The organism is Actinacidiphila sp. bgisy160 (assembly GCF_057707815.1).
In genome coordinates this window covers 45015-69678 of sequence record NZ_JBYIQW010000006.1, presented here as the reverse complement: position 1 = coordinate 69678, position 24664 = coordinate 45015, and the positions used below count along the sequence as shown (strand labels likewise).

Sequence of the window (24664 nt, the reverse complement as noted above, 5' to 3'; positions counted from 1 at the left end):
TCGTTCCGCAACGGACGCAACGTGGCGCCTATCGTGCCTCAAGTGATCCACCGGCGGGAGGACGGGGTTGCACAAGGGTGGCCGACATCACGCCGGCCATCGCTCCGCCCAACAGGTAGACGTACGGGCTGATTCCGCTGGCGAACAGGAAGTCACCCTCCGGCCGGGCGGAGCTGAGCAGCATCACGGTGATCAGCCACACCGCCGCCGGCACCACCGCGCCCAGCCGCGTGCCGGTGAGCCTGGCACCGCCGTGGAAGAGCGCCGCGCTCCCGGCGAGCGCGAGCAGCAACCCGCCCGGGAACCAGGCGGCCTGGACCAGCGACCCCGCGACGGCGACCAGCACGCCCAGGACCGCGAGTACGGGGTAGGCGGCGCGCCTCATACCCCGGTCCCCGCGAACAGGTCGTCCTCCAGGCTCCCGGCCGGCGCGGGAACGCCCTTGACCAGCCGGTAGAACTCGGCGCCGAACAAGGGCTGTCCGAGGTCGTTGGAGAGCGCGAAGAACGGGCCGTCCACCGCGATCTGGGTCACGTGGGCCTTCATCGCCGCGGCCTTCCGCTCGGCGTAGCGGGCCTCCACGTCGATGGCGGCGGTCACCAGGTCGTCGTCCACCACGCCGGGGACGTCGTCGGCGGTCGCGATGCCCTCGAAGGGGATCTGCCGCCCGGCCCCGCGCAGCCGGGCGAAGCCCTCCTCGACCACGTGGCGCGGGATGCAGTTCCAGTAGATCTTGGCGACGGAGTGCGGGCCGCCGAGGTCACGCCGGTAGGACGGCTCGGCGGACAGTTCGGCGGCGCGCATGGCGACGCGGTGCGCCTGGATGTGGTCGGGGTGGCCGTAGCCGCCGTCGGGGTCGTAGGTGACCAGGACCTGCGGACGGACCTCGCGGATCACCTCCACGAGGTACGAGGCCGCCAGGTCGAGGTCCGCCTGCCAGAAGCTCTCGGGCCGGTCGTTCTGCGGCACGCCCATCATCCCGGAATCCCGGAAGCGGCCGGGGCCGCCCAGGAAACGGTGGTCGGTGACGCCGAGCTGCGCCATGGCGTCGGCGAGTTCGCCGGCCCGGTGCGCGCCGAGGGTGTCGTCGCGGTCGGGGGCCAGGTGTGCCAGCTCGGGCGGGATGACCTCGCCCTCCTCGCCGAGGGTGCACGTCACCAGGGTGACGTGCGCGCCCTCGGCGGCGTACTTGGCCATGGTGGCGCCGTTGTTGATCGACTCGTCGTCGGGGTGCGCGTGGACGAGCAGCAATCGGCGGGCGGGCAGTGCGGTCATGAGGAGAGCCTAGGGCAGGCCCCGCCGCTCACCGGGGCGCAGCCACGGGCTCAGAACTTGAAGTCCCCGATCATGCCCGCGACATTGTTGGTGAGGTCCCGGATCGTCGGCGCGATGGAGGAGCTCGCCAGATAGAACCCGAGCAGTACGCAGACCACCGCGTGCCCCGCCTTCAAACCGGCCTTCCTGACCAGCAGGAAGACGACGATCAGCAGCAGCAGCACCGCCGAAATCGAAAGTGCCACAGCGGCTCACCTCCAGGGCGTCAGGTTCCGACAGCAATTGCCAACCGGTTGTTACCCACTCTCGGCAGTGGATCATAACTTTGTGGCGTACCGCATAGCTCGTCGCACGGGAGCACGCGGGGGCGCATGGCCGGATCTCGCGGTTGGCGTGCGCCGGGCTCACCGGCGGGCGGTGGCACACTCCACCCATGACGCAAGCGCTCTCGTTCCCCCGGCAGTACGCCCGCACGCAGCGGTTCTCGCTCGGCGCCCCGCGCGCCTTCACCGTGTCGCCGGACGGCGGCCGGATCGTCTTCCTGCGCTCCCGTTCCGGCACCGACCGCTCGCACCTGCTGTGGGTCCTGGACCCGGAGTCCGGCGCCGAGCGGGTCGCGGCGGACCCCGCGGTGCTGTTGTCCGGCGCGGCGGAGGAGCTGTCGCCACAGGAGAGGGCGCGCCGGGAGCGCAGCCGGGAGGGCTCGGCCGGAATCGTCGGCTACGCGACCGACGACGCGGTGGAGCTGGCCGCGTTCGCCTTGTCCGGGCGGCTGTTCACCGCGGAGCTGCGGGCCGGTACGGCCCGGGAGATCGCCGTGCCGGGCCCGGTGGTGGACCCGCGTCCGTCGCCGGACGGCCGCGGGGTGGCCTACGTGGCGAACGGCGCGCTGCGCGTGGTGGCCGCCGACGGCGGCGAGGACCGGGCGCTGGCCGGGCCCGAGGGTCCGGACGTCACTTACGGGCTGGCGGAATTCATCGCCGCCGAGGAGATGTCCCGCAGCCGCGGCTACTGGTGGTCCCCGGACAGCGCCTGCGTACTGGCGGCCCGGGTGGACGCGTCCCCGGTCCGCCGCTGGTGGATCGCCGACCCCGCCAACCCCGGGCAGAAGCCGGCGGAGGTGGCCTACCCTGCGGCGGGCACGCCGAACGCCGAGGTCACTCTGGTGCTGCTGACGCTGGACGGTGCGGCCACCGCGGTGGAGTGGGACCGCGAGCGCTACCCGTACCTCGCGCAGGTGCACTGGTCGGCGGCGGGTCCGCCGCTGCTGCTCGTGCAGACCCGCGACCAGCGCGAGCAGCTGTACCTGGCAGTGGACACCGCCACCGGCGGCACCCGGGAGGTGCACCGGGACCGCGACGAAATCTGGCTTGATCTTTTCCCCGGGGTGCCTGCCTGGTTGCCCGGCGAGCGCCTCGTGCGGATCTCCGACGAGAACGGCTCACGATCGTTGTTCGTCGGCGAACAGCCTTGGACAGGACCGGAGTTGCACGTACGCGCGGTGCTCGGGACGGACGGCGACGGCGTGCTGTTCGCGGCCTCCGCGGGGCACGGCGCCAAGGACCCGGAGACCGGCGAGATTCATGTGTACCGCGCCGGCGAAGGCCCCGCCGGCGCGGTCCGGCTGAGCGGTGCGCCGGGCGTGCACTCCGCGGTACGGGCCGGGGCCGTCACGGTGCTGTCCTCCGCGTCCCTGGAGTCGGCCGCCACGGCGGTCCGGGTGCTGCGGGACGGCGAGCAGGTGGCGGAGATCGCCTCGCACGCCGAGACCCCGGTCCTCACCGCGCGCCCGGTGCTCGTCGGGGCCGGCGAGCGCGGCGTGCCGGTGGCGGTGCTGCTCCCCTCGGGGCACCGGGAGGGCGACGGGCCGCTGCCGGTGCTGATGGACCCCTATGGCGGACCGCACGGCCAGCTGGTGGTGAGCGCCCAGCGCGGCTACCTGCAGGCGCAGTGGCTGGCCGACCAGGGCTTCGCGGTGGTCGTCGCGGACGGCCGGGGCACCCCCGGGCACTCCCCCGCCTGGGAGAAGGCGATCGCCGGCGACTTCGCGGGTGTCACGCTCGACGACCAGATCCACGCGCTGCACGCGCTGGCCGGCCACTACCCCCTGGACCTCACCCGGGTGGGCATCCGCGGCTGGTCCTACGGCGGCTATCTGGCGGCGCTCGCGGTGCTGCGCCGCCCGGACGTCTTCCACGCCGCGGTGGCGGGCGCGCCGGTCACCGACTGGCGGCTGTACGACACGCACTACACCGAGCGCTACCTCGGCCACCCCGAACAGCGGCCGGCGGTGTACGCCACCAACTCCCTGGTCACCGACGCCGGTCTGGCCGACCCGGCGGACGAGGTCCGGCCGCTGATGATCATCCACGGCCTCGCCGACGACAACGTGGTCGCCGCGCACACCCTGCGCCTGTCCTCCGCGCTGCTGGCCGCCGGCCGCCCGCACGAGGTGCTGCCGCTGTCCGGGGTGACGCACATGACCCCGCAGGAGGAGGTCGCCGAGAACCTGCTCCTCCTCCAGGTCGCGTTCCTGAAGCGTTCCCTGGGGGTCGCGCGGGGTTAGGGCGGGTCCTGCAGGTACGCCGCCCGCGCCTCGGAGGAGGGGCCGGGCGGCGGCTGCTGCTGCCCGTAGGCGCCGAAGACGGGGAGGACGGCGGTCTGCTCGTACAGCGGCATCGACAGGGTGCCGGCGGCCGTGGGGACCTCCGCCTCCGCGTACGGGTCACCGCCGGACACGCCCACCGCCGCCAGGTCGCCGGGGGCCAGCAGCAGCGTCACCACCAGCGCGGCGCCCACCGCGAACGCGGCGGCGAAGTCGTCGGCGCCCGGGGCGTCGATCCGGGAGGTGCCGATCACCGGGACGGCGGTCGTGGCGAGCAGCCCGGCCACGCAGATGCCCAGCGGCCGGGCGAACGGGGCCCGCGCGAACGCGGCGAGGCCCGCGGCCGCGGCCAGCCCGGCGGTCGCCCAGACCAGCCACTCGTAGGGCGCCCCCAGTTGGGAGCCGACCAGGTAGCCGCCCTTGGCGGTGCGCCAGAAGAAGCCCGGCGGCCGCAGCGCCGCCGGGTCGGACCGCCGGGAGAACTCCAGGACGCCGGCGATGAGCGCGACCACCAGCAGCAGCATCCCCGCCAGCACGCCCGCCGCGGGCCGCGGCGGGGCGGGCGCGTCCTGGCCGGTGCGCCGTACGACCAGGAGCAGCACCAGGGCCCCGGCGATCTGCCCGCCCGCGGTCAGCAGCAGGGCCCCCTGCAGGCCGGGCGGACTGCCGCCCGAGGAGGGGGCCAGGAGGTACGCCGTGGGGGTGCGCAGCGCCAGGGTGATCACCGCGGCCGCCCCGAGGACCCCGACGCCGCCGGGCCTCAGGGACGCGACCGCGGCGGCCGCGTAGAGCCCGAGGAGCAGCAGGTCCACGGTGGAGGTCACCAGCGGCGCCCCGCCGGCCGGCACCGCCAGCCCCGCCCACACCCTGACGGCGCCCGCCGCCCGGAACTGCACGAGGTCCTGGCCCAGCCAGACCGCCTCGGCTGCCCCCAGGACGGCACAGACCATCCCTCCGAGTCGATACGCCTGCCGCATGGCCACCTCCCCGGCCGCTCCGGCAGCTGTCGTTCGGCCTTCCGGGGAGATACGCACCGGGGCGGTCCACCGTTCACCGGGGACGCACGGCGGCCGGCCGGGGTGACATGATCACCCCGGCCGGCCCACGGCACCCGCACGGCCGTACGCTGTTCAGCGTGACACGTCCGTATATCGGTGATGCGTCAATCAAGTTGCCTGCGTGTAAAAGAGTTTCATCCTGAATCCTCCGCATTCGCCGGAGCGACCCGGAAGCTGTCAAGCACGCGTTCGCGACAATATGCAAAACCTTGCCCCAAGATAACGGCGATCTCGCCTTCCGGTCGCTTCATCCTCTTGACTGGCCGCCAAATCCATTGCCCAATACCGGCTAGCTAGCCACGGGCGCCCACAGGCGCCACCAAAACTCTTTGGTGCGGGGGCAGATGACATGTCCAGTCCGAGCACGGCCGCAAACCGGCCGGAACCCGTTCCGGCAGAGGCCCCCGCCGATGTCGAGGGCACCGGGAAAGAACCCTCCGAACTCGTCGGGCGATCCCCGGGTCAGCTCGCCTGGCTGCGTTTCCGGCGCGATCGCACCGGAATGCTCTGCGCCGGCGTGGTGCTCTTCTACATCGTCATCGCGCTGGGCGCGCCGCTGATCTCCAAGCTCTACGGGAAGAACCCCTACGACCTGTACGGCCAGGACCTGGGTCTGCTCAACAGCTACGGGATCCCGCTCAAGCCGAACGGCGGCATCGACGGGGACTTCTGGTTCGGCCTCGAGCCGCAGCTCGGCCGCGATGTGTTCACCCTGCTGATCTACGGAATCCGCACCTCGCTGGGCATCGCCCTCGCCGTGACCACGGTCTCCGTCGTCGTCGGCGTGCTCATCGGGCTCGTCCAGGGGTATCTCGGCGGGCGTACCGACTACTTCGTGGGCCGGTTCTCGGACCTCATGCTGTCCTTCCCGCAGCAGCTGTTCTTCATCGCCTTCACGCCGGTGATCGTGGCGCTGTTCGTCTCCCCCCGTGACGAGGAGCCGACCTACGTCCGTATCGCGGCGCTGGTCATCGTCCAGTTCGTCCTCGGCTGGATGAGCGTGGGCCGGCTGGTGCGGGCCCAGGTGCTGAGCCTGCGCGAACGCGAGTTCATCGAGGCCGCGCGGATCAGCGGCGCCTCGTCGGCGCGGATCATCCGCAAGGAACTGCTGCCGAACATCTGGTCCACGATCCTCGTCCAGGCGACCCTGCTGCTCCCGGTGAACGTCACCGCCGAGGCGGGCCTTTCCTATCTCGGCGTCGGAATTCTGCCGCCCACCCCGGACTGGGGACTGATGTTCCAGCAGGCCGCGGCGTACTACGAGTCCGATGTCACCTTCATGTTCTTCCCCGGCATCGCCATGGTGATCTTCGTGGTCGCCTTCAACCTGCTCGGGGATTCGGTCCGGGACGCACTCGATCCCAAGACCGTGCGCTAGGTGTCCAAGCCGCCGCGCCGGGCCCCTGTGGGGGGAGACCGGGCACGCCGGTATCCGCAGTTCGGTTCACTGACAGGCAGGGATCAATGAGAATTCGCAAGGCGCGTTACGCCTCCGCGTTCCTGGCGTTGGGGGCTCTGACACTGTCCGCCGCGTGCAGCAGCGGTGGCGGCGGGGGGACGGGCACCGGCGGCGGTGAGGGCAAGAAGGCCACCGTGCAGAACTTCGGCATCGGCACGGCCGCCGACTCCAAGGGTCCCGCCCCGGAGGTCCCGGGGGCCAAGAAGGGCGGCACGGCCTACGACCTCTCCCAGGCGGGCTTCGACTACCTCGACCCCGGCCAGCAGTACGTCAGCGACCAGCTCTCGGTGCAGCTGCTCTACAACCGCTCGCTGACCGGCTACAAGATCGACGCGAAGACCGGCAAGACGATCCTGGTCGGCGACCTGGCCACCGACACGGGCAAGTCGTCCGACGGAGCGAAGACCTGGACGTACACCCTCAAGGACGGCCTGAAGTTCGAGGACGGCACCCCGGTGACCTCCAAGGACGTCAAGTACGGCATCGAGCGCCTGTTCGCCGACTACCAGACGCAGGGCCCGCAGTACATCCAGAAGTGGCTCTTCGGCCCCGACTACCGCAAGGCGTACGCGGGTCCGTACGAGGGCAAGGAGATCCCCTCCGACAAGATCGACACCCCGGACGACAAGACCATCGTCTTCCACTTCATGGAGGCGCACGCCGACGCTCCCTACGCGGCGGCGATGCCCAACATCTCGCCGGTGCCGAAGGCCAAGGACGACAAGCAGAAGTACAACAACCACCCGGTCGCCACCGGCCCGTACAAGATCGCGAGCTACAAGCCGGGCAAGGAGCTGGTCTTCGAGCGGAACCCCAACTGGGACCCGAAGAGCGACCCGATCCGCAACGCCTACCCGGACACCTGGAACTTCCAGCTCGGCATCGCCGAGCCGGGCCTGACCAACCGGCTGGCCGCCGAGAACGGCAACGACAAGTACGCGGTGAACCTCTGGGGTTCGTCGGACCCGTCGAAGATGCAGACCCTGACGACGGACGCCCAGTACAAGTCGCGCACGGTGAACGAGTACCAGCCGTACGTCGAGGTCATGAACATCAACACCAAGCGGATCACGGACCCCAAGATCCGCCAGGCCATCATGTACGCCTTCCCGATGACCCAGGTGCAGCAGGCCTTCGGCGGCGGCGCCCAGGGCGAGCTCGGCACCACCCTGCTCAGCCCGACCGTCGCCGGCTGGAAGAAGTACGACCCCTTCGGCAAGCTCGACAAGCCGGCCGGTGACATCGAGAAGGCCAAGCAGCTGCTGAAGGAGGCCGGGGTCACCGGCAAGGTCAAGCTCTCCTTCGCCTACGCCAACACCCCGCGCTGGCAGAACGTGTCACTGACCCTGGAGAAGGCCCTGGAGAAGGCCGGCTTCGACGTCCAGCGCAAGGCCATCGACCAGACCTCCTACTACACGGTGGTCGGCAAGCTCGACACCCCGTACGACCTCTACCGCACCGGCTGGGGCGCGGACTGGCCGAGCGCCTCGACCGTGGTCCCGCCGACCATGGACGGCCGCAACCTCGCCGACGGCACCAACAACTACTCGTTCCTCAACGACGAGCACGTCAACTCCGAGATCGACCGCATCCTGGCGATCACGGACATCACGAAGCAGAACGACGAGTGGCGCACCCTGTCCGAGTACGTGCTGAAGAACGACACGTCGCAGATCCCGTTCATCTTCGACAAGTTCTTCAACATCTACGGCTCGGGCCTCGGCGGCGTCAGCTACAACCAGGTCTACGGCGCCATCAACCCGAGCACGATCTACGTCAAGCAGTAGCTCCAGCGTACCCGCGCCGGTCCCGGCCCCTCCCCGGGCCGGGACCGGTGCCCCGACGGAAGAGCCTGTTCCATGCTGCGTTTCCTGGTACGCCGAGCGCTGGGCGCCGTGGTCATCCTGCTGCTCATCAGCGCCATCACGTACTTCCTCTTCTTCTTCCTGCCGTCCGACCCGGCACTGCTGTCCTGCGGCAAGAACTGCGATCCGCAGAACGTGGCCCTGATCCGCAAGAACCTCGGCCTGGACCTGCCGATCTGGACCCAGTACTGGCACTTCATGGTCGGCATCTTCGCCGGCCGCGACATGCCCGTCGGCCACTGCCCGGCGCCGTGCTTCGGCTACTCCTTCGCCGACCAGCAACTCGTCTGGGACACCATCGCCGACCGGTACCCGACCACTTTGTCGCTGGCCGTCGGCGGGGCCTCCGCCTTCCTGGCCATCGGCGTCGGCCTCGGGCTCGTCGCCGCCTGGCAGCAGGGCAGGGCCTTCGACCGGATCGCCAGCGGCGTCTCGCTGGTCGGCAACTCCGTTCAGATCTACTTCCTCGGACCGATCGCCATCGGCCTGTTCGCCACCAGCTGGCACCTCCTGGACCGCGGACACGACCCCGACTGGTCGCACGACCCGTGGGGTTCGGTGCGGGGGCTGATCCTGCCCTGCCTGGTGATGTCAGTGATCTTCTGGTCCAACTACAGCCGGCAGACCCGCTCGCTGATGGTGGAGCAGATGTCCGAGGACCACATCCGGGCGGCCCGCGCCAAGGGCATGTCCTCCCGCTACGTGTTCCTGCGCTACGCGCTGCGCGGCGCCGCCGCCTCCATCATCACCGTCTTCGGCATCGACCTGAGCTCCGTCCTCGGCGGCGCGATCATCACCGAGGTCACCTTCGGACTGCACGGCCTCGGCCTGCTGTCCGTGCAGGCCGTCCTCCGCAGCGACCTGCCGCTGGAGATGGCAGTGATGCTGATCGGCGCCACGATCATCGTCGTCTGCAACATCGTCGTCGACGCCGCCTACGCCCTCATCGACCCGCGGATCAGGCTTTCGTGAGCCGGGACGCCTGCCGGCACGCAGAGGAGAAGCACAGTTGAGCATCCTCACCAAGACCGAGGCGGGGCCGCCCGGGCCCGGGGACCCCGCACCGTCCGGGCCGTTCCTGTCGGTCCGCGACCTGTACGTGCAGTTCGCCACCGAGGACGGCGTGGTCAAGGCCGTCGACGGGCTCTCCTTCGACCTGGAGCGCGGCAGGACCCTGGGCATCGTCGGCGAGTCCGGCTCCGGCAAGTCGGTCACCAACCTGGCGGTCCTCGGCCTGCACAACCCCCGCAACACCACCGTCCGCGGCGAGATCGTGCTGGACGGGCAGGAGCTGACGGGCGCCTCCGAGCGGACCCTGGAACGGTTGCGCGGCCGGAAGATGGCGATGATCTTCCAGGACTCGCTCACCGCGCTCTCGCCGTACTACACGGTCGGCCGGCAGATCGCCGAGCCCTACATGAAACACATGGGCGCCTCGAAGAAGGCTGCCCGGGAGCGTGCGATCGAGATGCTCACCCGGGTGGGCATCCCACAGCCGCGGCTGCGGGTGGACGACTTCCCGCACCAATTCTCCGGGGGCATGCGGCAGCGCGCGATGATCGCGATGGCGCTGGTCTGCGACCCGGAGCTGGTCATCGCCGACGAGCCGACGACGGCGCTGGACGTCACCGTGCAGGCGCAGATCCTCGACCTGCTGAAGGATCTGCAGCGGGAGACGGGCACGGCGATCATCATCATCACCCACGACCTGGGCGTGGTGGCCGACACGGCGGACGACGTGATGGTGATGTACGCGGGGCGCTGCGTGGAGCGCGGCGCGGTGCGCGAGATCCTGCGGACTCCCGAACACCCCTACTCCTGGGGCCTGCTGGCGTCCATCCCGCGGCTGTCGGCGCCGGTGGACCTGCCCCTGTCCCCGATCCCCGGCACCCCGCCCAGCCTGCTCGACCCGCCCTCCGGCTGTCCCTTCCATCCGCGGTGCGCCTTCGCCGAGGAGGTCGGCGGCGGGCGCTGCGCAACCGTGCGGCCCGGGCTGCCGGAGGGCGAGCGGCGCGGCTCCGCCTGTCACCTGGGCCAGGAACGGAAGCGGGAGATCTTCGCCGGGCAGATCCGGCCGCGGCTCGGCGGAGGTGCGCCGTGAGCATCCCGCAGCAGGACGACGCGCCGAGGGAGACCATGAGCACGCTGCTCGAAGTGACCGGTCTGCGCAAGTACTTCCCCGTGCGGAGCGGCTTCCTGATCAAGCGCCATGTGGCCGACGTACGGGCCGTGGACGGCATCGACTTCAGCATCGCCGAGGGCGAGAGCCTGGGCCTGGTCGGCGAGTCGGGCTGCGGCAAGTCCACCACCGGGCGGCTGGTGACCCGGCTGCTGGAGCCCTCCGCGGGACGGATCAGCTACCGCGGCAAGGACATCGCGCACTCCTCGCGCAAGGAACTGGCCCCGATCCGCTCCGAGATCCAGATGATCTTCCAGGACCCGTACGCCTCGCTGAACCCGCGGCAGACCGTGGGGCACATCGTCTCGGCGCCTTTGGAGATCAACGGGATCAACCCGCCGGGCGGTCGCGAGAAGCGGGTGCGCGAGCTGCTGGAGACCGTGGGCCTGAGCCCCGAGCACTACAACCGCTTCCCGCACGAGTTCTCCGGCGGCCAGCGGCAGCGCATCGGGGTGGCCAGGGCGCTGGCGCTGGAGCCCAGGCTCATCGTGGCGGACGAGCCGGTCTCGGCACTGGACGTGTCGATCCAGGCCCAGGTGGTCAACCTGCTGCAGCGCCTGCAGCGGGAACTGGGGATCGCCTTCCTCTTCATCGCCCACGACCTCGCGGTGGTACGGCACTTCTCGCAGCGCGTGGCGGTGATGTACCTCGGGCGGATCGTGGAGATCGGCGACCGCCGGGACATCTACGAGCGGCCCCGCCACCCGTACACTCACGCGCTGCTGTCCGCCTCCCCCGAGCCGGACCCGGACGAGCGGGTGGCCAACGAGCGCATCCGCCTCGCCGGCGACGTGCCCTCGCCCGTCTCTCCGCCGTCCGGCTGCCGCTTCCGTACGCGCTGCTGGAAGGCGCAGGACAAGTGCGCGACCGAGGAACCGCCCCTGGTCCGGCTGGAAGGGAACCGGGACGGGCACCTGAGCGCGTGCCACTTCCCCGAGGAGCCGACGACCGCGGCACGGGGCGAGGACGTCGTCCTCGACCCCGCGCTCGCCGCGCTCGAGGAGACGCCCGCCGACAAGACCCCTTGACCCGGGCCGACAGACGTCTCCGCTCCGAGCCCGGCCCGCGCCCACACCCCTGCACCACCGGGCGCGGGCCGGGTTTCTCGTGGCTCGGTCCGCCGCCGGGGCGCCCCGGCCGGCGATGGGGGCACCCCCAGCCGCCGGGCCGGGGGAGGCCGGCCGTGCTCGGTCCCTCGTCCCCGGGACCTTGGCGTGCTCTCCCTTCCGGCACCGGCCGCGCCCCTTCGGCTCACTCGCCCCGGGGCTCCGGCGGCACCACCGTCCTCTCCTCGGCGAAGTGGCACGCGCTGTCGTGTGCCGCCGGGGAGTCCACACCGCGGAAGACCGCGGGCACCGCCAGCGCCGGCACCTCCAGCGTGCAGCGTTCCCGCGCCTTCCAGCAACGGGTGCGGAAGCGGCAGCCGGACGGCGGATCGGCGGGTGAGGGGACGTCGCCGCTGAGGATGATGCGCTCGCGGCGCCCGCGCGCGCCGGGGTCCGGCACCGGCACCGCCGAGAGCAGCGCCTGGGTGTACGGGTGGGTGGGGTGCTCGTAGATCTGGGTGTCGTCGCCGGTCTCGACGATCCGCCCCAGGTACATCACCGCCACCCGGTCCGAGATGTGGCGGACGATCGACAGGTCGTGCGCGATGAAGACGTAGGAGAGGTCGAACTCGTCCTGCAGCCGCTCCATCAGGTTGACGACCTGCGCCTGCACCGAGACGTCCAGCGCCGAGACCGGCTCGTCGGCGACGATGACCTCGGGCCGCAGCGCCAGGCCGCGGGCGATGCCGATGCGCTGCCGCTGGCCGCCGGAGAACTGGTGCGGATAGCGGTTGACGTGCTCCGGGTTCAGGCCGACGACGTCCAGCAGTTCGCGCACCCTGCGGCGCCGGTCGCCCTTGGGCGCGGCCTCGGGGTGGATCGCGTACGGCTCGCCGACGATGTCGCCGACCGTCATCCGCGGGTTGAGCGAGGTGTACGGGTCCTGGAACACCATCTGGATGTTCCGGCGCACTGCCTTCAGGGCCCGGCCCGACAGCTTGGTGATGTCCTCGCCCTTGTAGAGGATCTGCCCCTTGGTGGCCCGTTCCAGGTGGACCAGGAGCCGGGCCACGGTGGACTTGCCGCACCCGGACTCGCCGACGACCCCGAGCGTCTCGCCCCGGTACAGGTCCAGGTCCACACCGTCGACCGCCTTCACCGCGCCGGTCTGCCGCTTGAAGAGGATCCCCTGGGTGAGGGGGTAGTGCTTGTACAGCCCGCGCACCTGGAGCACGGGCTCACCGCCGCCGCTCACCGAGGCACTCCCTCCAGAAGTGGCAGGCGCTGCCCCGCCGGGCGCTGATCCGGTAGAGCTCCGGCTCGTCGGTGGCGCACACCTCCCGGGCCAGCGGGCAGCGCGGATGGAAGGCGCAGCCGGACGGGATGCGCAGCAGGTTCGGGGGCAGGCCCTTGATCGCGTAGAGCTCCTGGCCCTTCTGGTCCAGGCGCGGGATCGACTCCAGCAGGCCCTTGGTGTACGGGTGCGCCGGCCTGCGGTAGATGTCGTGGACGGGCGCGGTCTCGACGATGCGCCCGGCGTACATCACCGCGATGTGGTCGGCGACGTCGGCGACCACGCCGAGGTCGTGGGTGATGAGGATCAGGCCCATGCCGTACTCGCGCTGCAGCTCGGCCAGGAGCTCCATGACCTGTGCCTGCACGGTGACGTCGAGGGCGGTGGTCGGCTCGTCGGCGATGATCAGTTCGGGCTCCAGGGCGAGCGCCATCGCGATCATGATGCGCTGGCGCATGCCTCCGGAGAACTGGTGCGGGTACTGCCCGACGCGATCGCGCGCCGCCGGGATCCGCACCCGGTCCATCAGTTCCACCGCCCTGGCCCGGGCGTCCTTGCGGGACATCCCCCGGTGGACCCGGAACATCTCGCCGAGCTGCTCGCCCACGGTCAGCACCGGGTTGAGGGCGGACAGCGCGTCCTGGAAGATCATCGCCATCCTGGCGCCGCGCACCTTGCGGCGCTCCTCGGCGCCCATGGTGAGCAGGTCCTCACCGTGGAAGAGGATCTCGCCGCGGGTGACGAACCCGGGCGGCGAGTCGAGGATGCCCATGACGGCCTGCGCGGTCACCGACTTGCCGGAGCCGGACTCGCCCAGCACCGCGAGCGTCTGGCGGGGGCGCACCGCGTAGGAGACCCCGTTGACGGCCCGGGCGACGCCGTCGCGGGTGCGGAACTCCACGTGCAGGTCGCGTACCTCGAGCAGCGGCTCGTCCTGGGCCGCGGTGGCCGTCGCTCCCGCGTCCATCAGCGCAGCCTGGGGTCGAGGGCGTCGCGCACCGCGTCACCGAGCATGATGAAGGCCAGCACCGTCACGCTCAGCGCCCCGGCCGGCCAGAGCAGCATATGCGGGGCGTTGCGGATCTGCGTGGAGGCCTGGGAGATGTCGATGCCCCAGGAGACCGTGGGCGGTTTCAGCCCGACGCCGAGGTAGGACAGGGTGGCCTCCAGGGAGATGTACGTGCCGAGCGCGATGGTCGCCACGACGATGACGGGCGCGACGGCGTTGGGCGCGATGTGCCGCAGCAGCACACGGGAGTTGCCGGCGCCGAGGGCGCGGGCGGCCTGGACGTAGTCGTTCTGCTTGGCGGTGATCACCGAGCCGCGGGCGATGCGGCCGATCTGCGGCCAGCCGAGCAGCACGATGAAGCCCACCACCGGCCAGACGGTGGTGCTGGCGACGACGGACAGGAAGACCAGGCCGCCGAGGACGATCGGGATGCCGAAGAAGATGTCGCTCACCCGTGAGAGCACCGCGTCGGCCCAGCCGCCGTGGTAGCCGGCGAGGCCGCCGAGCAGCGCGCCGAGCAGGGCCGCTCCGACGGTGGCGCAGATGCCCACGGTGACCGAGGCGCGCGCCCCGTGGACGACGCGGGTGTAGACGTCGCACCCCTGGGTGTCGAAGCCGAAGGGATGGCCGGGCGACGAGCCCTTCTGGGAGTTGTCCAGGTTGCAGCTGAGCGGGTTGCCGGGGGCGATGAGCTGCGGCCAGAGGGAGATGACGACGAGGAAGACGATGATCAGCGCGGCGATCACGAAGACCGGGTTGCGCCGCAGGTCACGCCAGGCGTCCGACCACAGGCTGCGCGGCCGTTCCGGCCCGGGCCCCGACGGGGACGGTGCCCCGCCGGAGGCCGGCGCCCGCTCCAGGGTGCGTGCCTCGTCCTGGCCCAGCCCCATCGAGGCTCCCGTCCCGCCGGCCGGCTCCACGGCCTCGTCGGGGTGGTTGCGCGGCTCAGGCATAGCGGATCCTCGGGTCGAGGACGGCGTAGAGCAGGTCGACCAGCAGGTTCGCGAGGAGGAAGACGATGACCAGGATGGTCACGAAGCCCACCACGGTCGCCGAGTCCAGCCGCAGGATGCCCTGGTAGAGCTGGTAGCCCACGCCGTGGATGTTGAAGATGCGCTCGGTGACGACGGCCCCTCCCATCAGTGCCCCGATGTCGGTGCCGATGAAGGTGACCACCGGGATGAGGGAGTTGCGCAGCAGATGACGGGTGATCACCCGGCGGCGCGGCAGCCCCTTGGCGACGGCGGTCCTGACGTAGTCGGCGCGGACGTTCTCCACGACGGAGGCGCGGCTGAGCCGGGTGACGTAGGCGAGCGAGGTCAGGGCCAGCACGAACGCCGGCACGATCAGTTCGTCGAACCGTGCCTGCGAGGAGACCGAGGGCGAGATGACGTTCCACTTGACGCCGAGCAGGTACTGCAGCACATAGCCGGTGACGAAGGTCGGCACGGAGATGACGACGAGGGTGCCGAGCAGCGTCGCGGTGTCCGCGGGGCGGCCGCGGCGCAGGCCGGTCAGGACGCCGAGGGTGATGCCGATGACGATCTCGAGGAGGACGGCCAGGATCGTCAGCCGCAACGTGACCGGCAGGGCGGAGGCCAGCAGCTCGGTGACCGGCTGTCCGTTCCATGCGATCCCGAAGTCGCCCCGGAAGATCTGCCCCATGTAGCGCAGGTACTGCTGCCACAGCGGGTGGTCGAGATACAGGTCGTGACGGATCTGCGCGGCCGTGGCGGGGTCGCAGGCGCGCTCCCCGCAACGGGCCTGGACCGGGTCGCCGAGCGCGTACACCAGCACGAAGATCAGCGCGGTGGTGCCGGCGAAGACCGGGATCATCTGCAGCAGACGGCGGACGACGTACCGTCCCATGGGCGTCAGCTGACCTTGATCTGGTCGTAGACGGGGACGCTGAAGGGGTTCAGCGTGACGCCGGAAAGCCGCTGCGACCAGCCCGCGCTGCCGTTCTGGTACCACAGGGCGATCGCCGGGACCTGCTGCGGCAGGATCCGCTCGGCCTCCTTGAAGGTCCGCACGGCCTTGGCGGGGTCGCTCTCGGCGTTCGCCCGGTCGACGAGCCGGTCGAAGCGGGCATCGCTGAAGTGCGCGTCGTTGGAGGAGGCGTCGGTGTAGTACAGCGGCTGCAGGAAGTTCTGGATCAGCGGGTAGTCCATCTGCCAGCCGGCCCGGAACGGGTTGTTCATCCGCCGGCCCACGATCTGGTTGCGGAAGTCGGCGAAGGTGCCGACGGGATCGCCGACGCAGGCGTCGTCCTTGCCCAGGGCGTTGTTGATGCTGTTGCAGACGGCGTCGACCCAGTCCTTGTGGGAGCCGCTGTCGGCGTTGTACGTGATCCTCATGGTGCCGCCGGGCAGCCCGCCGCCCTCCTTGACCAACTGCCTCGCCCGGGCGGGGTCGTAGGTGCAGACCCGGCCGCACAGGGTGTCGTCGAAGCCGCCGTCCGCGCCCAGCACGGGTGAGGTCCAGTCCCGCGCCGGGATGCGGGTGCCGTGGAAGATCTGCCGGGTGATCTGGTCGCGGTTGATCGCCATGGAGATGCCCTGGCGGAGCTTCTCGGAGTTCTTGCCCGACCAGGCCTTGTCGTAGAGCGGGAACGCGAGGGTCTGGATGATGCCGGCCGGGGTGTTGAGGTAGCGGCCGCCCAGGTCGCTCCTCACGTTCTGCAACTGGGCGGCGGGGACGTCGTCGACGAGGTCGAGGTTGCCGGCCTGCAGGTCGGTGTAGGCGGTGTTGTTGTCCGTGTAGACCTTGAGGTCCACGCCGTCGTTGACGGCCGCGTCGGCGCCCTTGTAGCCGTCCCACGCCCGCAACTGCATGCCCTGGCCCTTGGTGTAGGACTCCACGCGGTACGGGCCGTTGCCGACGGGCTTCCTCACCCAGGCGGCGTGGTCGGTGAAGAAGGCCCGCGGCAGCGGCATGAAGGCGGCGTAGCCGAGGGTGTCGGGCCAGGTGGAGAACTTCTGGTTGAGCGTGACGGTGAAGTTCAGGTCGTCCTGCCTGGTCAGGCCGGACAGCTTCCGGGCGGCCGGTTTCCCGGACTCCGGGTGGACCTTGTCGTAGCCCTCGACGTACCGGAAGAAGGACGCGTTGATCTGCTTGTTCGTCACGAGCGCCCCGTAGTTCCAGGCGTCGATGAACGAATCGGAGGTGACCTTCTCGCCGTTGCCGAAGGTCCAGCCGTCCTTGATCTTGATCTTGAAGGTCCGCTGGTCGGTGGTCGTGATCGAGTCGGCGATGACGTTCTCGGCGGCGGCCGTCCGCGGGTTGTACTTCTTCAGGCCGCGGAAGATCATGTCGAGCACCTTGCCGCCTTGCACCTCATTGGTGTTGGCGGGCTCCAGCGGATTGCGCGGGTCGGTCCACGAGGCGCTGAACACGCCGGAGCCGTCGCTCGCGCCGCCCCCGTCCCCACCCCCGCAGCCCGTCGCCACCAGGGCGGCCGCGGCCGTGCCGACGGCCCACCTCGCCGCGCTCCGTCGCATCGGATGCCTCCTCGGGGAGCTCTACGCCATGAAGGACACGAGGCTCACCATGACATCGCAAACCCTGACATATTGCACAGCGGCTCACCGGCCCGGGGCCGCCCCGAGGGGGACAGAGGGTTTTCCCTATGTGCCGGTCCGTCAATGAGGGTCATCCCGATAGTCAGGTTAAATTTCGACCAAAAAAATAAAGGATCCATCACGACGAACCGGTGCTCGTTGACGCGGCCACAATTCGGTTGCGAAAGTCCCATCAACCCTGCAAGCCCGGCCGGAATACGCACGACCTGCGCAGACGGCCGGGGCAAATGTTTCGGCCGTGCTACACCAGTATGTCAGAAGCGGCCGGTGAACAAAGTTCAATCTTGTTATTCGTTCGAAACGAACCGACTGAGAGTGTGAGCCGTGGGCCGTTACCTGCTGCGCCGACTGATCAACCACGTGGCGCTGGTTCTCATCGCGGCCTCCCTCACGTACTTCCTGGCGGCGATCAGCCTGAACCCGCGCGCCAATTTCGCCGGCCGGAACCCCCCGGTGGCGGCCTCCTCGGTGACGGCCACCCTGAACGACTACAATCTCAACCCCGACACCCCGGTCGTGGTCCGCTTCGCCCACTGGGCGAACGGCGTGGCGCACGGGGACCTCGGACGGACCGTCACCGGCGGCGAGGTCAACGATGAGTTCGGCCGCCGCGTCGGGGTGAGCACCCGCCTGCTGCTGATCGCCACCATCCTGGGCTCCATCGGCGGTGTCCTGATGGGTGCCTGGGGGGCCATCAGGCAGTACCGGACATCGGACCGGGTCACCACACTGGCCTCCTTCTTCGTCCTGGCCATGCCGGTGTTCGTGATCGCGGTGACCTTCAAACTCTGGGCGATCGACATCAACGACGCCGTGGGACACAAGGTCATCGAGTACACGGGTGAGTACGATCCCGGCCTGACCGGGACGGGGGAGATCCTCGCCAGCCGGCTGCAGCACCTGCTGCTGCCCAGCCTGACCCTGATCGTCATCCAGATCGCCCTGTACAGCCGCTACCAGCGCAGCACCATGCTGGACGTCCTCGGCAGCGACTTCCTGCGCACCGCCCGGGCCAAGGGCCTGTCGCGGCGGGCGGCGCTGATGAAGCACGGCCTGCGCACCGCGGTCCTCCCGGTGGTCCCGCTGCTGGTCTACAACGTCGTCCTGCTCTTCACCGGCGCGACCTTCACCGAGAAGATCTTCGGCTGGCACGGCATGGGCGAGTGGCTGGTCAACTCCATCAGCACGAACGACGTCAACGCGGTCGCCGCCGTCGGCATGTTCACGGCGTTCGTGGTCCTGATCGCCGGCCTGCTGTCCGATGTGCTCTACGCGGCGCTCGATCCCCGCGTACGGGTGCGCTGAGACCCACCGCACCCTTCCGCCGCCCCGATCCCGCGTTCCAGGAGCGTCCACCCATGGCCGTCCAGACCCCCTCCGTACAGCCTCCCGCGCAGGCGCCCACCGCATTGGCCGACCAGCCCGCCAAGCGCCGCGCGAGCAGCCGGCTCCGGCTCACCGCCGTCCGCTTTTCCCGCAACCGCATGGCCCTGTTCGGGCTGGTCATGCTGGTCCTGCTCTTCCTGATGGCCTATGTCTCGCCGCTGTTCTACAAGTGGGACTACACCGAGCTCGACTTCACCGCCTTCCAGAAGCCACCGTCGGCGAGCCACTGGTTCGGCACCGACCAGACGGGCTCCGACCTCTTCGCGCTCACCGCCCGCGGTATGCAGAAGTCACTGGTGATCGGCATCCTGACCGGTCTCATCTGCACCTTCGTCGCCGCCGCGGTCGGCGCCTGCGCGGGCTACTTCGGCGGCTGGACGGACCGCTCTCTGATGTGGGTGGTCGACCTACTGCTGGTGATGCCCAGCTTCCTGATCATCGCGGTGCTGTCGCCCCTGTTCCAGGGCACCACCTGGCTGGTGTTCGTGGTGCTGCTGGCGGGGTTCAGCTGGATGATCACCGGCCGAGTGGTCCGCAGCATGACGCTCACCCTGAAGGACCGTGAATTCGTCAAGGCCGCCAAGTACATGGGCGTGCCCGCGCCGGTCATCATCTTCCGGCACATCCTGCCGTCGATGGCCTCGATGCTGATCATCGACGGGACGATCCAGGTCGGCGCGGCGATCATCGGCGAGACCAGCCTGTCCTACTTCGGCTTCGGTGTGCAGTCCCCCGACGTCTCGCTGGGCACGGTCATCGCCACCGGCACCCCGGCGGCCCCGTCCTTCCCGTGGCTGTTCTACTTCCCGGCCGGCTGCCTGGTGCTGATCTGCCTGTCCATCGCCTTCATCGGCGACGGCCTGCGCGACGCACTCGACCCCAACTCCAGCGGCGCCAAGGCCCGCGCCCCCCGCACCTCCAAGAGCACCACCAAGGAAGGACGCACGTCGTGAGCGAGACGCCCCCCGCCCTTGAGGTCACCGACCTCCACGTCTCCTTCCCGAGCGAGGCCGGGCCGGTCAGGGCCGTGCGCGGCGTGTCCTTCTCCGTGCGTCCCGGCGAGGTCCTCGGCATCGTCGGCGAGTCCGGCTCCGGCAAGTCCGTCTCCTCCCTCGCCGTCCTCGGACTGCTCCCGGAGACCGCCGACATCAAGGGCTCGATCAAGCTGCACGGCCGTGAGCTGCTGGAGCTGGACGACCGGGACATGACGGAGATCCGCGGCAAGGACATCGCGATGGTCTTCCAGGACCCGCTGTCCGCGCTGACCCCGGTCTACTCCGTCGGCGACCAGATCGTCGAGGCGCTGCGGATCCACCAGGACCTCGACAAGGACGCGGCCCGCAAGCGCGCGATCGAGCTGCTGGACCTGGTCGGCATCCCGGACCCGGCGCGGCGCGCCGACGCCTTCCCGCACGAGTTCTCCGGCGGCATGCGCCAGCGCGCGATGATCGCCATGGCGATCGCCAACGACCCCGAGGTGATCATCGCCGACGAGCCGACGACCGCCTTGGACGTGACCATCCAGGCGCAGATCCTGGACGTGCTGAAGAAGGCCCAGGAGGTCACCGGCGCCGCCATCGTCATGATCACCCACGACCTGGGCGTGGTGGCCGGCTTCGCCGACCGGGTCCAGGTGATGTACGCGGGCCGCCCGGTGGAGACCGGGACCGTGGACGACGTCTACTACTCCCCGCGCATGCCGTACACCATCGGCCTGCTCGGCTCGATCCCCCGGCTCGACGACGGCGGGCGCCACGCGCTGACCCCGATCGACGGCAACCCGCCCTCGATGGTGGATCTGCCGACCGGCTGCCCCTTCGCGGCCCGCTGCCCCATCGTCACCGACGTGTGCCGACGCGTCGAGCCCGAGCTGACGTTGCGCGAGGGGGGCAACCACCCCACGGCCTGCCACCGCAGCCACGAGCTGGTGGCGGGCGGCGCCCTCGACCCCGCGACCATCTATCCGGTGCCGGCGCTGCCCGAGGTCCCGGCCGACTCCGTGCCGCGCGCGGACCGTGCCCCGGTGCTGGAGGTCGACGGGCTGGTCAAGCACTTCCCGCTGCTCCAGGGCGCGGTCATCAAGCGCAAGGTGGGCGAGGTGCGCGCGGTCGACGGCATCAGCTTCGACATCCGCGAGGGCGAGACCCTCGGCCTGGTGGGCGAGTCGGGCTGCGGCAAGACCACCACGCTGCTGGAGATCCTCGACCTGCCCTCGGGGCAGTCCGGCACGGTCACCGTCTTCGGCAAGGACATCCGGGGGCTGAAGGGCGCCGAGCGCAAGGCGCTCCGCCGCGACCTGCAGGTGGTCTTCCAGGACCCGATGGCCGCGCTCGACCCGCGGATGCCGGTCGGCGACATCCTCGCCGAGCCCCTCAAGACCCACGGCTGGTCCCGGGACCGCATCGCCGCCCGGGTGCCGGAGCTGCTGGGCCAGGTCGGGCTCGACCCGGACCACGTGGACCGCTTCCCCGCGGAGTTCTCCGGCGGGCAGCGCCAGCGCATCAGCATCGCCAGGGCGCTGGCGCTGGAGCCGAAGCTCGTCGTCCTGGACGAGCCGGTGTCGGCCCTGGACGTCTCCATCCAGGCCGGTGTGCTCAACCTGCTGGACGAGCTCAAGGCGCGCATGAACCTGAGCTACCTCTTCGTGGCGCACGACCTGTCGGTCGTACGGCACATCGCCGACCGGATCGCGGTGATGTACCTCGGCCGGATCGTCGAACTCGGCTCCGCCGAGGCGGTCTTCGAGGCGCCCTCCCACCCGTACACCCAGGCGCTGCTCTCCGCGGTGCCGCTGCCCGATCCCCGCAAGGAGCGCGAACGCAGGCGCATCCTGCTCACCGGCGACCTTCCCAGCCCCGCGGACGTGCCGACCGGCTGCCGGTTCCGCAACCGCTGCCCGAAGTTCGCCTCCCTCGACGAGTCCGACCGCGGCCGGTGCCGCGAGGAGGACCCGGCACCGACCGGACTGGCGGGCGACCACACCGCGGCCTGCCACTTCGCCGCCGCCGTCACCGTCGTGTGATTTCCCACCCCGCAAGAGGAGAGAGAGTCCGTTGAACAGAACACGTATGTCCGTCGCCGTGGTGGCGCTGGCCACGGCGAGCGCGCTGACCCTGACCGCATGCGGCGGCGGGGACGGGAAGAGCGACGCCGCGTCCAAGAAGAACTCGGTGCCCAAGTCCAGCGTCAACAACATCAAGGCCACCGACCGCGACCAGCTCAAGCAGGGTGGCACCCTGAACTGGCCGCTGGGCGAGATCGCGGAGAACTTCAACTACAACCAGATCGACGGCACCCTGGCCGACGGCTACGACGTCGAGCGCGCCGTGATGCCGATCATCATGATGTCGGACGCCACCGGCACGGTCACCCCGAACCCGGACTACCTGACCTCGGCGGAGGTCGCCGACAGCTCCGGCAAGCAGGTCGTCACGTACAAGATCAACCCCAAGGCCAAGTGGTCCGACGGCACCCCGCTGTCCTGGAAGGACTTCGAGGCCAGCTGGAAGGCGCTGAACGGCAAGGACGCCAAGTACAAGATCTCCTCCAGCACGGGCTACGAGCTGATCAGCGGCGTCGCCAAGGGCGCCAACGACCAGGAGGCCGTGGTCACCTTCTCCAGCCCCTTCGGTGACTGGAAGAGCCTGTTCAGCCCGCTCTACCCGGCCAAGGTCATCGGCACCCCGGACGGCTTCAACACCGGCTACCTGGGCAAGTTCCCGGTCACCGCGGGCGCCTTCAAGTTCCAGGGCATCGACAAGACCACCAAGACCCTGACCGTCGTGCGCGACGACAGCTGGTGGGGCAACAAGGCCATCCTGGACAAGATCATCTACCGCGCCCTGGACTCGGACGCCACCGCCGGCGCCTTCGCCAACGGCGAGGTCGACTTCTTCAACGTCGGACCCGACTCGGCCGCCTACAAGCAGGCCAAGGAGGTCAAGGGCGCCGACCTCCGCAAGGCGGCCGGCCCCAACTACCGCCACGTCACCTTCAACGGTGCCCGCGGCCCGCTGAAGGAGGTCAAGGTCCGCCAGGCCATCATGTCCGCCCTGAACCGGCAGGCCATCGCCGAGTCCGACCTGCAGGGCCTGGACTGGGACGCCAAGCCGCTGAACAACCACTTCTTCGTCACCAACCAGAAGGGCTACAAGGACAACTCCACCGGCATCGGCACCTTCGACCAGGCCAAGGCCAAGAGCCTGCTGGACGAGGCCGGCTGGAAGCAGGACGGCGAGTTCCGCACCAAGGGCGGCAAGACCCTGGAGCTCGACTTCGTCATCCCGGCGAACGTCAGCACCTCCGCCAACGAGGGCAAGCTGATGCAGCCGATGCTCAAGGCGGTCGGCATCAAGATGAACATCAAGTCGGTGCCGCTGCAGGAGTTCTTCGACAAGTACGTCAACACCGGCAGCTTCGACCTGACGGCCTTCTCCTGGCTCGGCACGTCCTTCCCGGTGTCGTCGACCAAGTCGATCTACGCCAAGCCCGTGGGTGACAACATCCAGCAGAACTACACCGGCGTCGGCAGCGACGAGCTGGACGCGGCCATGAACAAGGCCGCCGCCGACACCGACCCGGCCCAGGCGATCGACGACGCCAACGCCGCGGACCTGCTGATCTGGCAGCAGGCCAACCTGCTCCCGCTGTACCAGCGTCCCGACATCTACGCGGTGAAGAAGAACCTGGCCAACATCGGGGCCTACGGGTTCCAGGACCTGCGCTACGAGAACATCGGCTTCCTGAAGTAGGCCGCGCCGGCTCCCGGCACCGCGTCCGCCCCGTCACCGCCCGGTGACGGGGCGGACGCCTTCCTATTGCGTGGACCAAGTGACCCTCGCTGTGGCACAGTTGACCGCCCCGCACCCACCGGCCCGCGGCCCGCCCCCGCGAAGGACAGGATCCCCGCCATGCCGCTCGCGAGCTCCCTGCCCTACGCCGATGTCTTCGCCCATTTCGGGGTGGCGCGGGCCGATCGTCCCGCCCGCTCGCTGCACCCGCACTCACCGGTCTTCCGGTGCCGAGTGGACGGTACGGAAGCGGTGCTGAAGAGGGCCGCCTCGCCGGAGCCCGCGGCGGCGGCCGTCGCCGGCTGGACGCGCGCCCTGGCGGCCCGCGGCGTACCGGTGGTGACCCCGCTCGACGGGCCCGCCGCGAACCCGGCCACGATCGGCGAGGAGGCCTGGGTGGCCTACCCCTGGGTGGAGGGCCGCCCCTACTCCGGCGCGGAGGCCGACATCGAGGCGGCGGGCGACCTGCTGGGACGGCTGCACGCGCACAGCGCCGAAGGCCCCGCCGGCGTCCCCGCCTTCACCTGGCCGGACCACGAACCGGCGGACCTGGAGGCCGACCTCGACGCGCTGCGCCCCGCCCTGGAGCAGTACGCTCCGGCGGTCCGGCAGGCCGCCACGGCCCGGCTGGAGCGGTGGTCGCGGTCGCTGATGACGCGGCTGATGCCCGAGCTGCGCGACGGGGGCCTGCCCCATGTCGTCGCGTCGATGGACTTCAAGGCGAACAACCTGGTCTACTCCGGCGGCGGACCGGTCCTGGTCGACCCCGAGAACGCCGAGTACGCGCCCCGGCTGCTCGACCTCGCACTGGCGCTGCTGCTCTTCCACACCGAGTCGCCGGGCGCCCCGCCACGGCCGTTCACGCCCCGCGAATGGGCCGTCTTCCACGGCGCCTACCGCCGCCACTGCACGCTGACCGCGGCCGAGGTGGCCGCGTGGCCGGCGGCCGTGCGCTACATGCAGGTCGAGTGGGGCGTCTGGACGCTCCTGGACGCCACCGAGAGCGGCGACTGGGCCGACCCGCACCAGCGGGCCTTCCTCACCGCGCTCGCGCTCGCCGGGCCGGACGACCGTCCCGTACGGCCGTGAACAGCCCTGCACGGCCCCTGAACGCCGA

At 70.3% G+C, this 24664-nt stretch carries 20 protein-coding genes; 11 read left to right on the top strand and 9 right to left on the bottom strand.

Annotated elements, in window-relative coordinates; all coding sequences use genetic code 11:
- Nucleotides 1-28: 28 nt before the first annotated feature.
- From AC3EUJ_RS08030 to AC3EUJ_RS08020, 3 genes are read right to left on the bottom strand one after another with little or no spacing between them, the layout of a single operon-like run.
- Nucleotides 29-385, bottom strand: coding sequence for a DUF6113 family protein (locus AC3EUJ_RS08030; RefSeq protein ID WP_431960320.1), 357 nt, complete (start codon nucleotides 383-385; stop codon nucleotides 29-31).
- Entirely contained in the window at nucleotides 382-1275 is an 894-nt protein-coding gene (gene mshB, locus AC3EUJ_RS08025; protein WP_431960319.1) for an N-acetyl-1-D-myo-inositol-2-amino-2-deoxy-alpha-D-glucopyranoside deacetylase, read from the bottom strand. Before mshB ends, AC3EUJ_RS08030 begins: the two co-directional genes overlap by 4 nt.
- Before the next feature lie 50 nt (nucleotides 1276-1325).
- Nucleotides 1326-1520 carry a hypothetical protein gene (locus tag AC3EUJ_RS08020; protein ID WP_431960318.1) on the bottom strand — a complete coding sequence of 65 codons (195 nt, stop codon included), beginning with the start codon at nucleotides 1518-1520 and terminating at the stop codon, nucleotides 1326-1328.
- 188 nt (nucleotides 1521-1708) lie between these two features.
- On the opposite strand from AC3EUJ_RS08020, the gene AC3EUJ_RS08015 reads away from it, so the two are divergent.
- Nucleotides 1709-3841, top strand: coding sequence for a S9 family peptidase (locus AC3EUJ_RS08015; RefSeq protein WP_431960316.1), 2133 nt, complete (start codon nucleotides 1709-1711; stop codon nucleotides 3839-3841).
- Here AC3EUJ_RS08015 and AC3EUJ_RS08010 read toward each other — a convergent pair.
- Nucleotides 3838-4830, bottom strand: a complete 993-nt coding sequence (locus AC3EUJ_RS08010) for a hypothetical protein (protein ID WP_431960315.1) — start codon at nucleotides 4828-4830, stop codon at nucleotides 3838-3840. The genes AC3EUJ_RS08015 and AC3EUJ_RS08010 overlap by 4 nt on opposite strands.
- A gap of 457 nt (nucleotides 4831-5287) precedes the next feature.
- Here AC3EUJ_RS08010 and AC3EUJ_RS08005 point away from each other — a divergent pair, with 457 nt between their 5' ends.
- The 5 genes from AC3EUJ_RS08005 (at nucleotide 5288) to AC3EUJ_RS07985 (ending at nucleotide 11469) form a co-directional block, all read left to right on the top strand.
- Nucleotides 5288-6316, top strand: coding sequence for an ABC transporter permease (locus tag AC3EUJ_RS08005; RefSeq protein ID WP_431960313.1), 1029 nt, complete (start codon nucleotides 5288-5290; stop codon nucleotides 6314-6316).
- Between the two features lie 86 nt (nucleotides 6317-6402).
- Nucleotides 6403-8184 carry an ABC transporter substrate-binding protein gene (locus AC3EUJ_RS08000; RefSeq protein ID WP_431960312.1) on the top strand — a complete coding sequence of 594 codons (1782 nt, stop codon included), beginning with the start codon at nucleotides 6403-6405 and terminating at the stop codon, nucleotides 8182-8184.
- Nucleotides 8185-8256: 72 nt separating this feature from the next.
- A complete protein-coding gene (locus AC3EUJ_RS07995) occupies nucleotides 8257-9234 on the top strand; it encodes an ABC transporter permease (RefSeq protein WP_431960311.1) in 978 nt (325 codons plus the stop codon).
- 37 nt (nucleotides 9235-9271) lie between these two features.
- Nucleotides 9272-10363, top strand: coding sequence for an ABC transporter ATP-binding protein (locus tag AC3EUJ_RS07990; RefSeq protein WP_431960310.1), 1092 nt, complete (start codon nucleotides 9272-9274; stop codon nucleotides 10361-10363).
- Between the two features lie 35 nt (nucleotides 10364-10398).
- Nucleotides 10399-11469, top strand: a complete 1071-nt coding sequence (locus tag AC3EUJ_RS07985; RefSeq protein ID WP_431960437.1) for an ABC transporter ATP-binding protein — start codon at nucleotides 10399-10401, stop codon at nucleotides 11467-11469.
- Nucleotides 11470-11692: 223 nt separating this feature from the next.
- Here the strand turns inward: AC3EUJ_RS07985 and AC3EUJ_RS07980 are convergent, their stop codons facing one another.
- The 5 genes from AC3EUJ_RS07980 to AC3EUJ_RS07960 are packed head-to-tail and all read right to left on the bottom strand — an operon-like array spanning nucleotide 11693 to nucleotide 17290.
- Nucleotides 11693-12742 carry an ABC transporter ATP-binding protein gene (locus tag AC3EUJ_RS07980; RefSeq protein ID WP_431960309.1) on the bottom strand — a complete coding sequence of 350 codons (1050 nt, stop codon included), beginning with the start codon at nucleotides 12740-12742 and terminating at the stop codon, nucleotides 11693-11695.
- The gene (locus AC3EUJ_RS07975; RefSeq protein WP_431960308.1) at nucleotides 12726-13748 is read right to left on the bottom strand and encodes an ABC transporter ATP-binding protein; all 1023 of its coding nucleotides are present in this window, start codon (nucleotides 13746-13748) and stop codon (nucleotides 12726-12728) included. Before AC3EUJ_RS07975 ends, AC3EUJ_RS07980 begins: the two co-directional genes overlap by 17 nt.
- On the bottom strand, nucleotides 13748-14743 hold the full coding sequence (locus tag AC3EUJ_RS07970) for an ABC transporter permease (protein ID WP_431960306.1): 996 nt from the start codon (nucleotides 14741-14743) through the stop codon (nucleotides 13748-13750). The genes AC3EUJ_RS07975 and AC3EUJ_RS07970 overlap by 1 nt, the downstream gene beginning before the upstream one ends.
- The gene (locus AC3EUJ_RS07965) at nucleotides 14736-15659 is read right to left on the bottom strand and encodes an ABC transporter permease (RefSeq protein ID WP_431960305.1); all 924 of its coding nucleotides are present in this window, start codon (nucleotides 15657-15659) and stop codon (nucleotides 14736-14738) included. Before AC3EUJ_RS07965 ends, AC3EUJ_RS07970 begins: the two co-directional genes overlap by 8 nt.
- Nucleotides 15660-15664: 5 nt before the next feature.
- Nucleotides 15665-17290, bottom strand: coding sequence for a peptide ABC transporter substrate-binding protein (locus tag AC3EUJ_RS07960; protein WP_431960304.1), 1626 nt, complete (start codon nucleotides 17288-17290; stop codon nucleotides 15665-15667).
- 405 nt (nucleotides 17291-17695) lie between these two features.
- Here AC3EUJ_RS07960 and AC3EUJ_RS07955 point away from each other — a divergent pair, with 405 nt between their 5' ends.
- From AC3EUJ_RS07955 to AC3EUJ_RS07935, 5 genes are all read left to right on the top strand, one after another.
- Nucleotides 17696-18676: an ABC transporter permease gene (locus AC3EUJ_RS07955; RefSeq protein ID WP_431960303.1), complete on the top strand. Its 981-nt coding sequence runs from the start codon at nucleotides 17696-17698 to the stop codon at nucleotides 18674-18676.
- A gap of 53 nt (nucleotides 18677-18729) precedes the next feature.
- On the top strand, nucleotides 18730-19710 hold the full coding sequence (locus tag AC3EUJ_RS07950; protein WP_431960302.1) for an ABC transporter permease: 981 nt from the start codon (nucleotides 18730-18732) through the stop codon (nucleotides 19708-19710).
- On the top strand, nucleotides 19707-21779 hold the full coding sequence (locus tag AC3EUJ_RS07945; protein WP_431960301.1) for an ABC transporter ATP-binding protein: 2073 nt from the start codon (nucleotides 19707-19709) through the stop codon (nucleotides 21777-21779). The genes AC3EUJ_RS07950 and AC3EUJ_RS07945 overlap by 4 nt, the downstream gene beginning before the upstream one ends.
- Nucleotides 21780-21810: 31 nt before the next feature.
- Entirely contained in the window at nucleotides 21811-23508 is a 1698-nt protein-coding gene (locus AC3EUJ_RS07940) for an ABC transporter family substrate-binding protein (protein ID WP_431960300.1), read from the top strand.
- A gap of 159 nt (nucleotides 23509-23667) precedes the next feature.
- On the top strand, nucleotides 23668-24636 hold the full coding sequence (locus tag AC3EUJ_RS07935; protein WP_431960298.1) for a phosphotransferase: 969 nt from the start codon (nucleotides 23668-23670) through the stop codon (nucleotides 24634-24636).
- Nucleotides 24637-24664 lie beyond the last annotated feature (28 nt).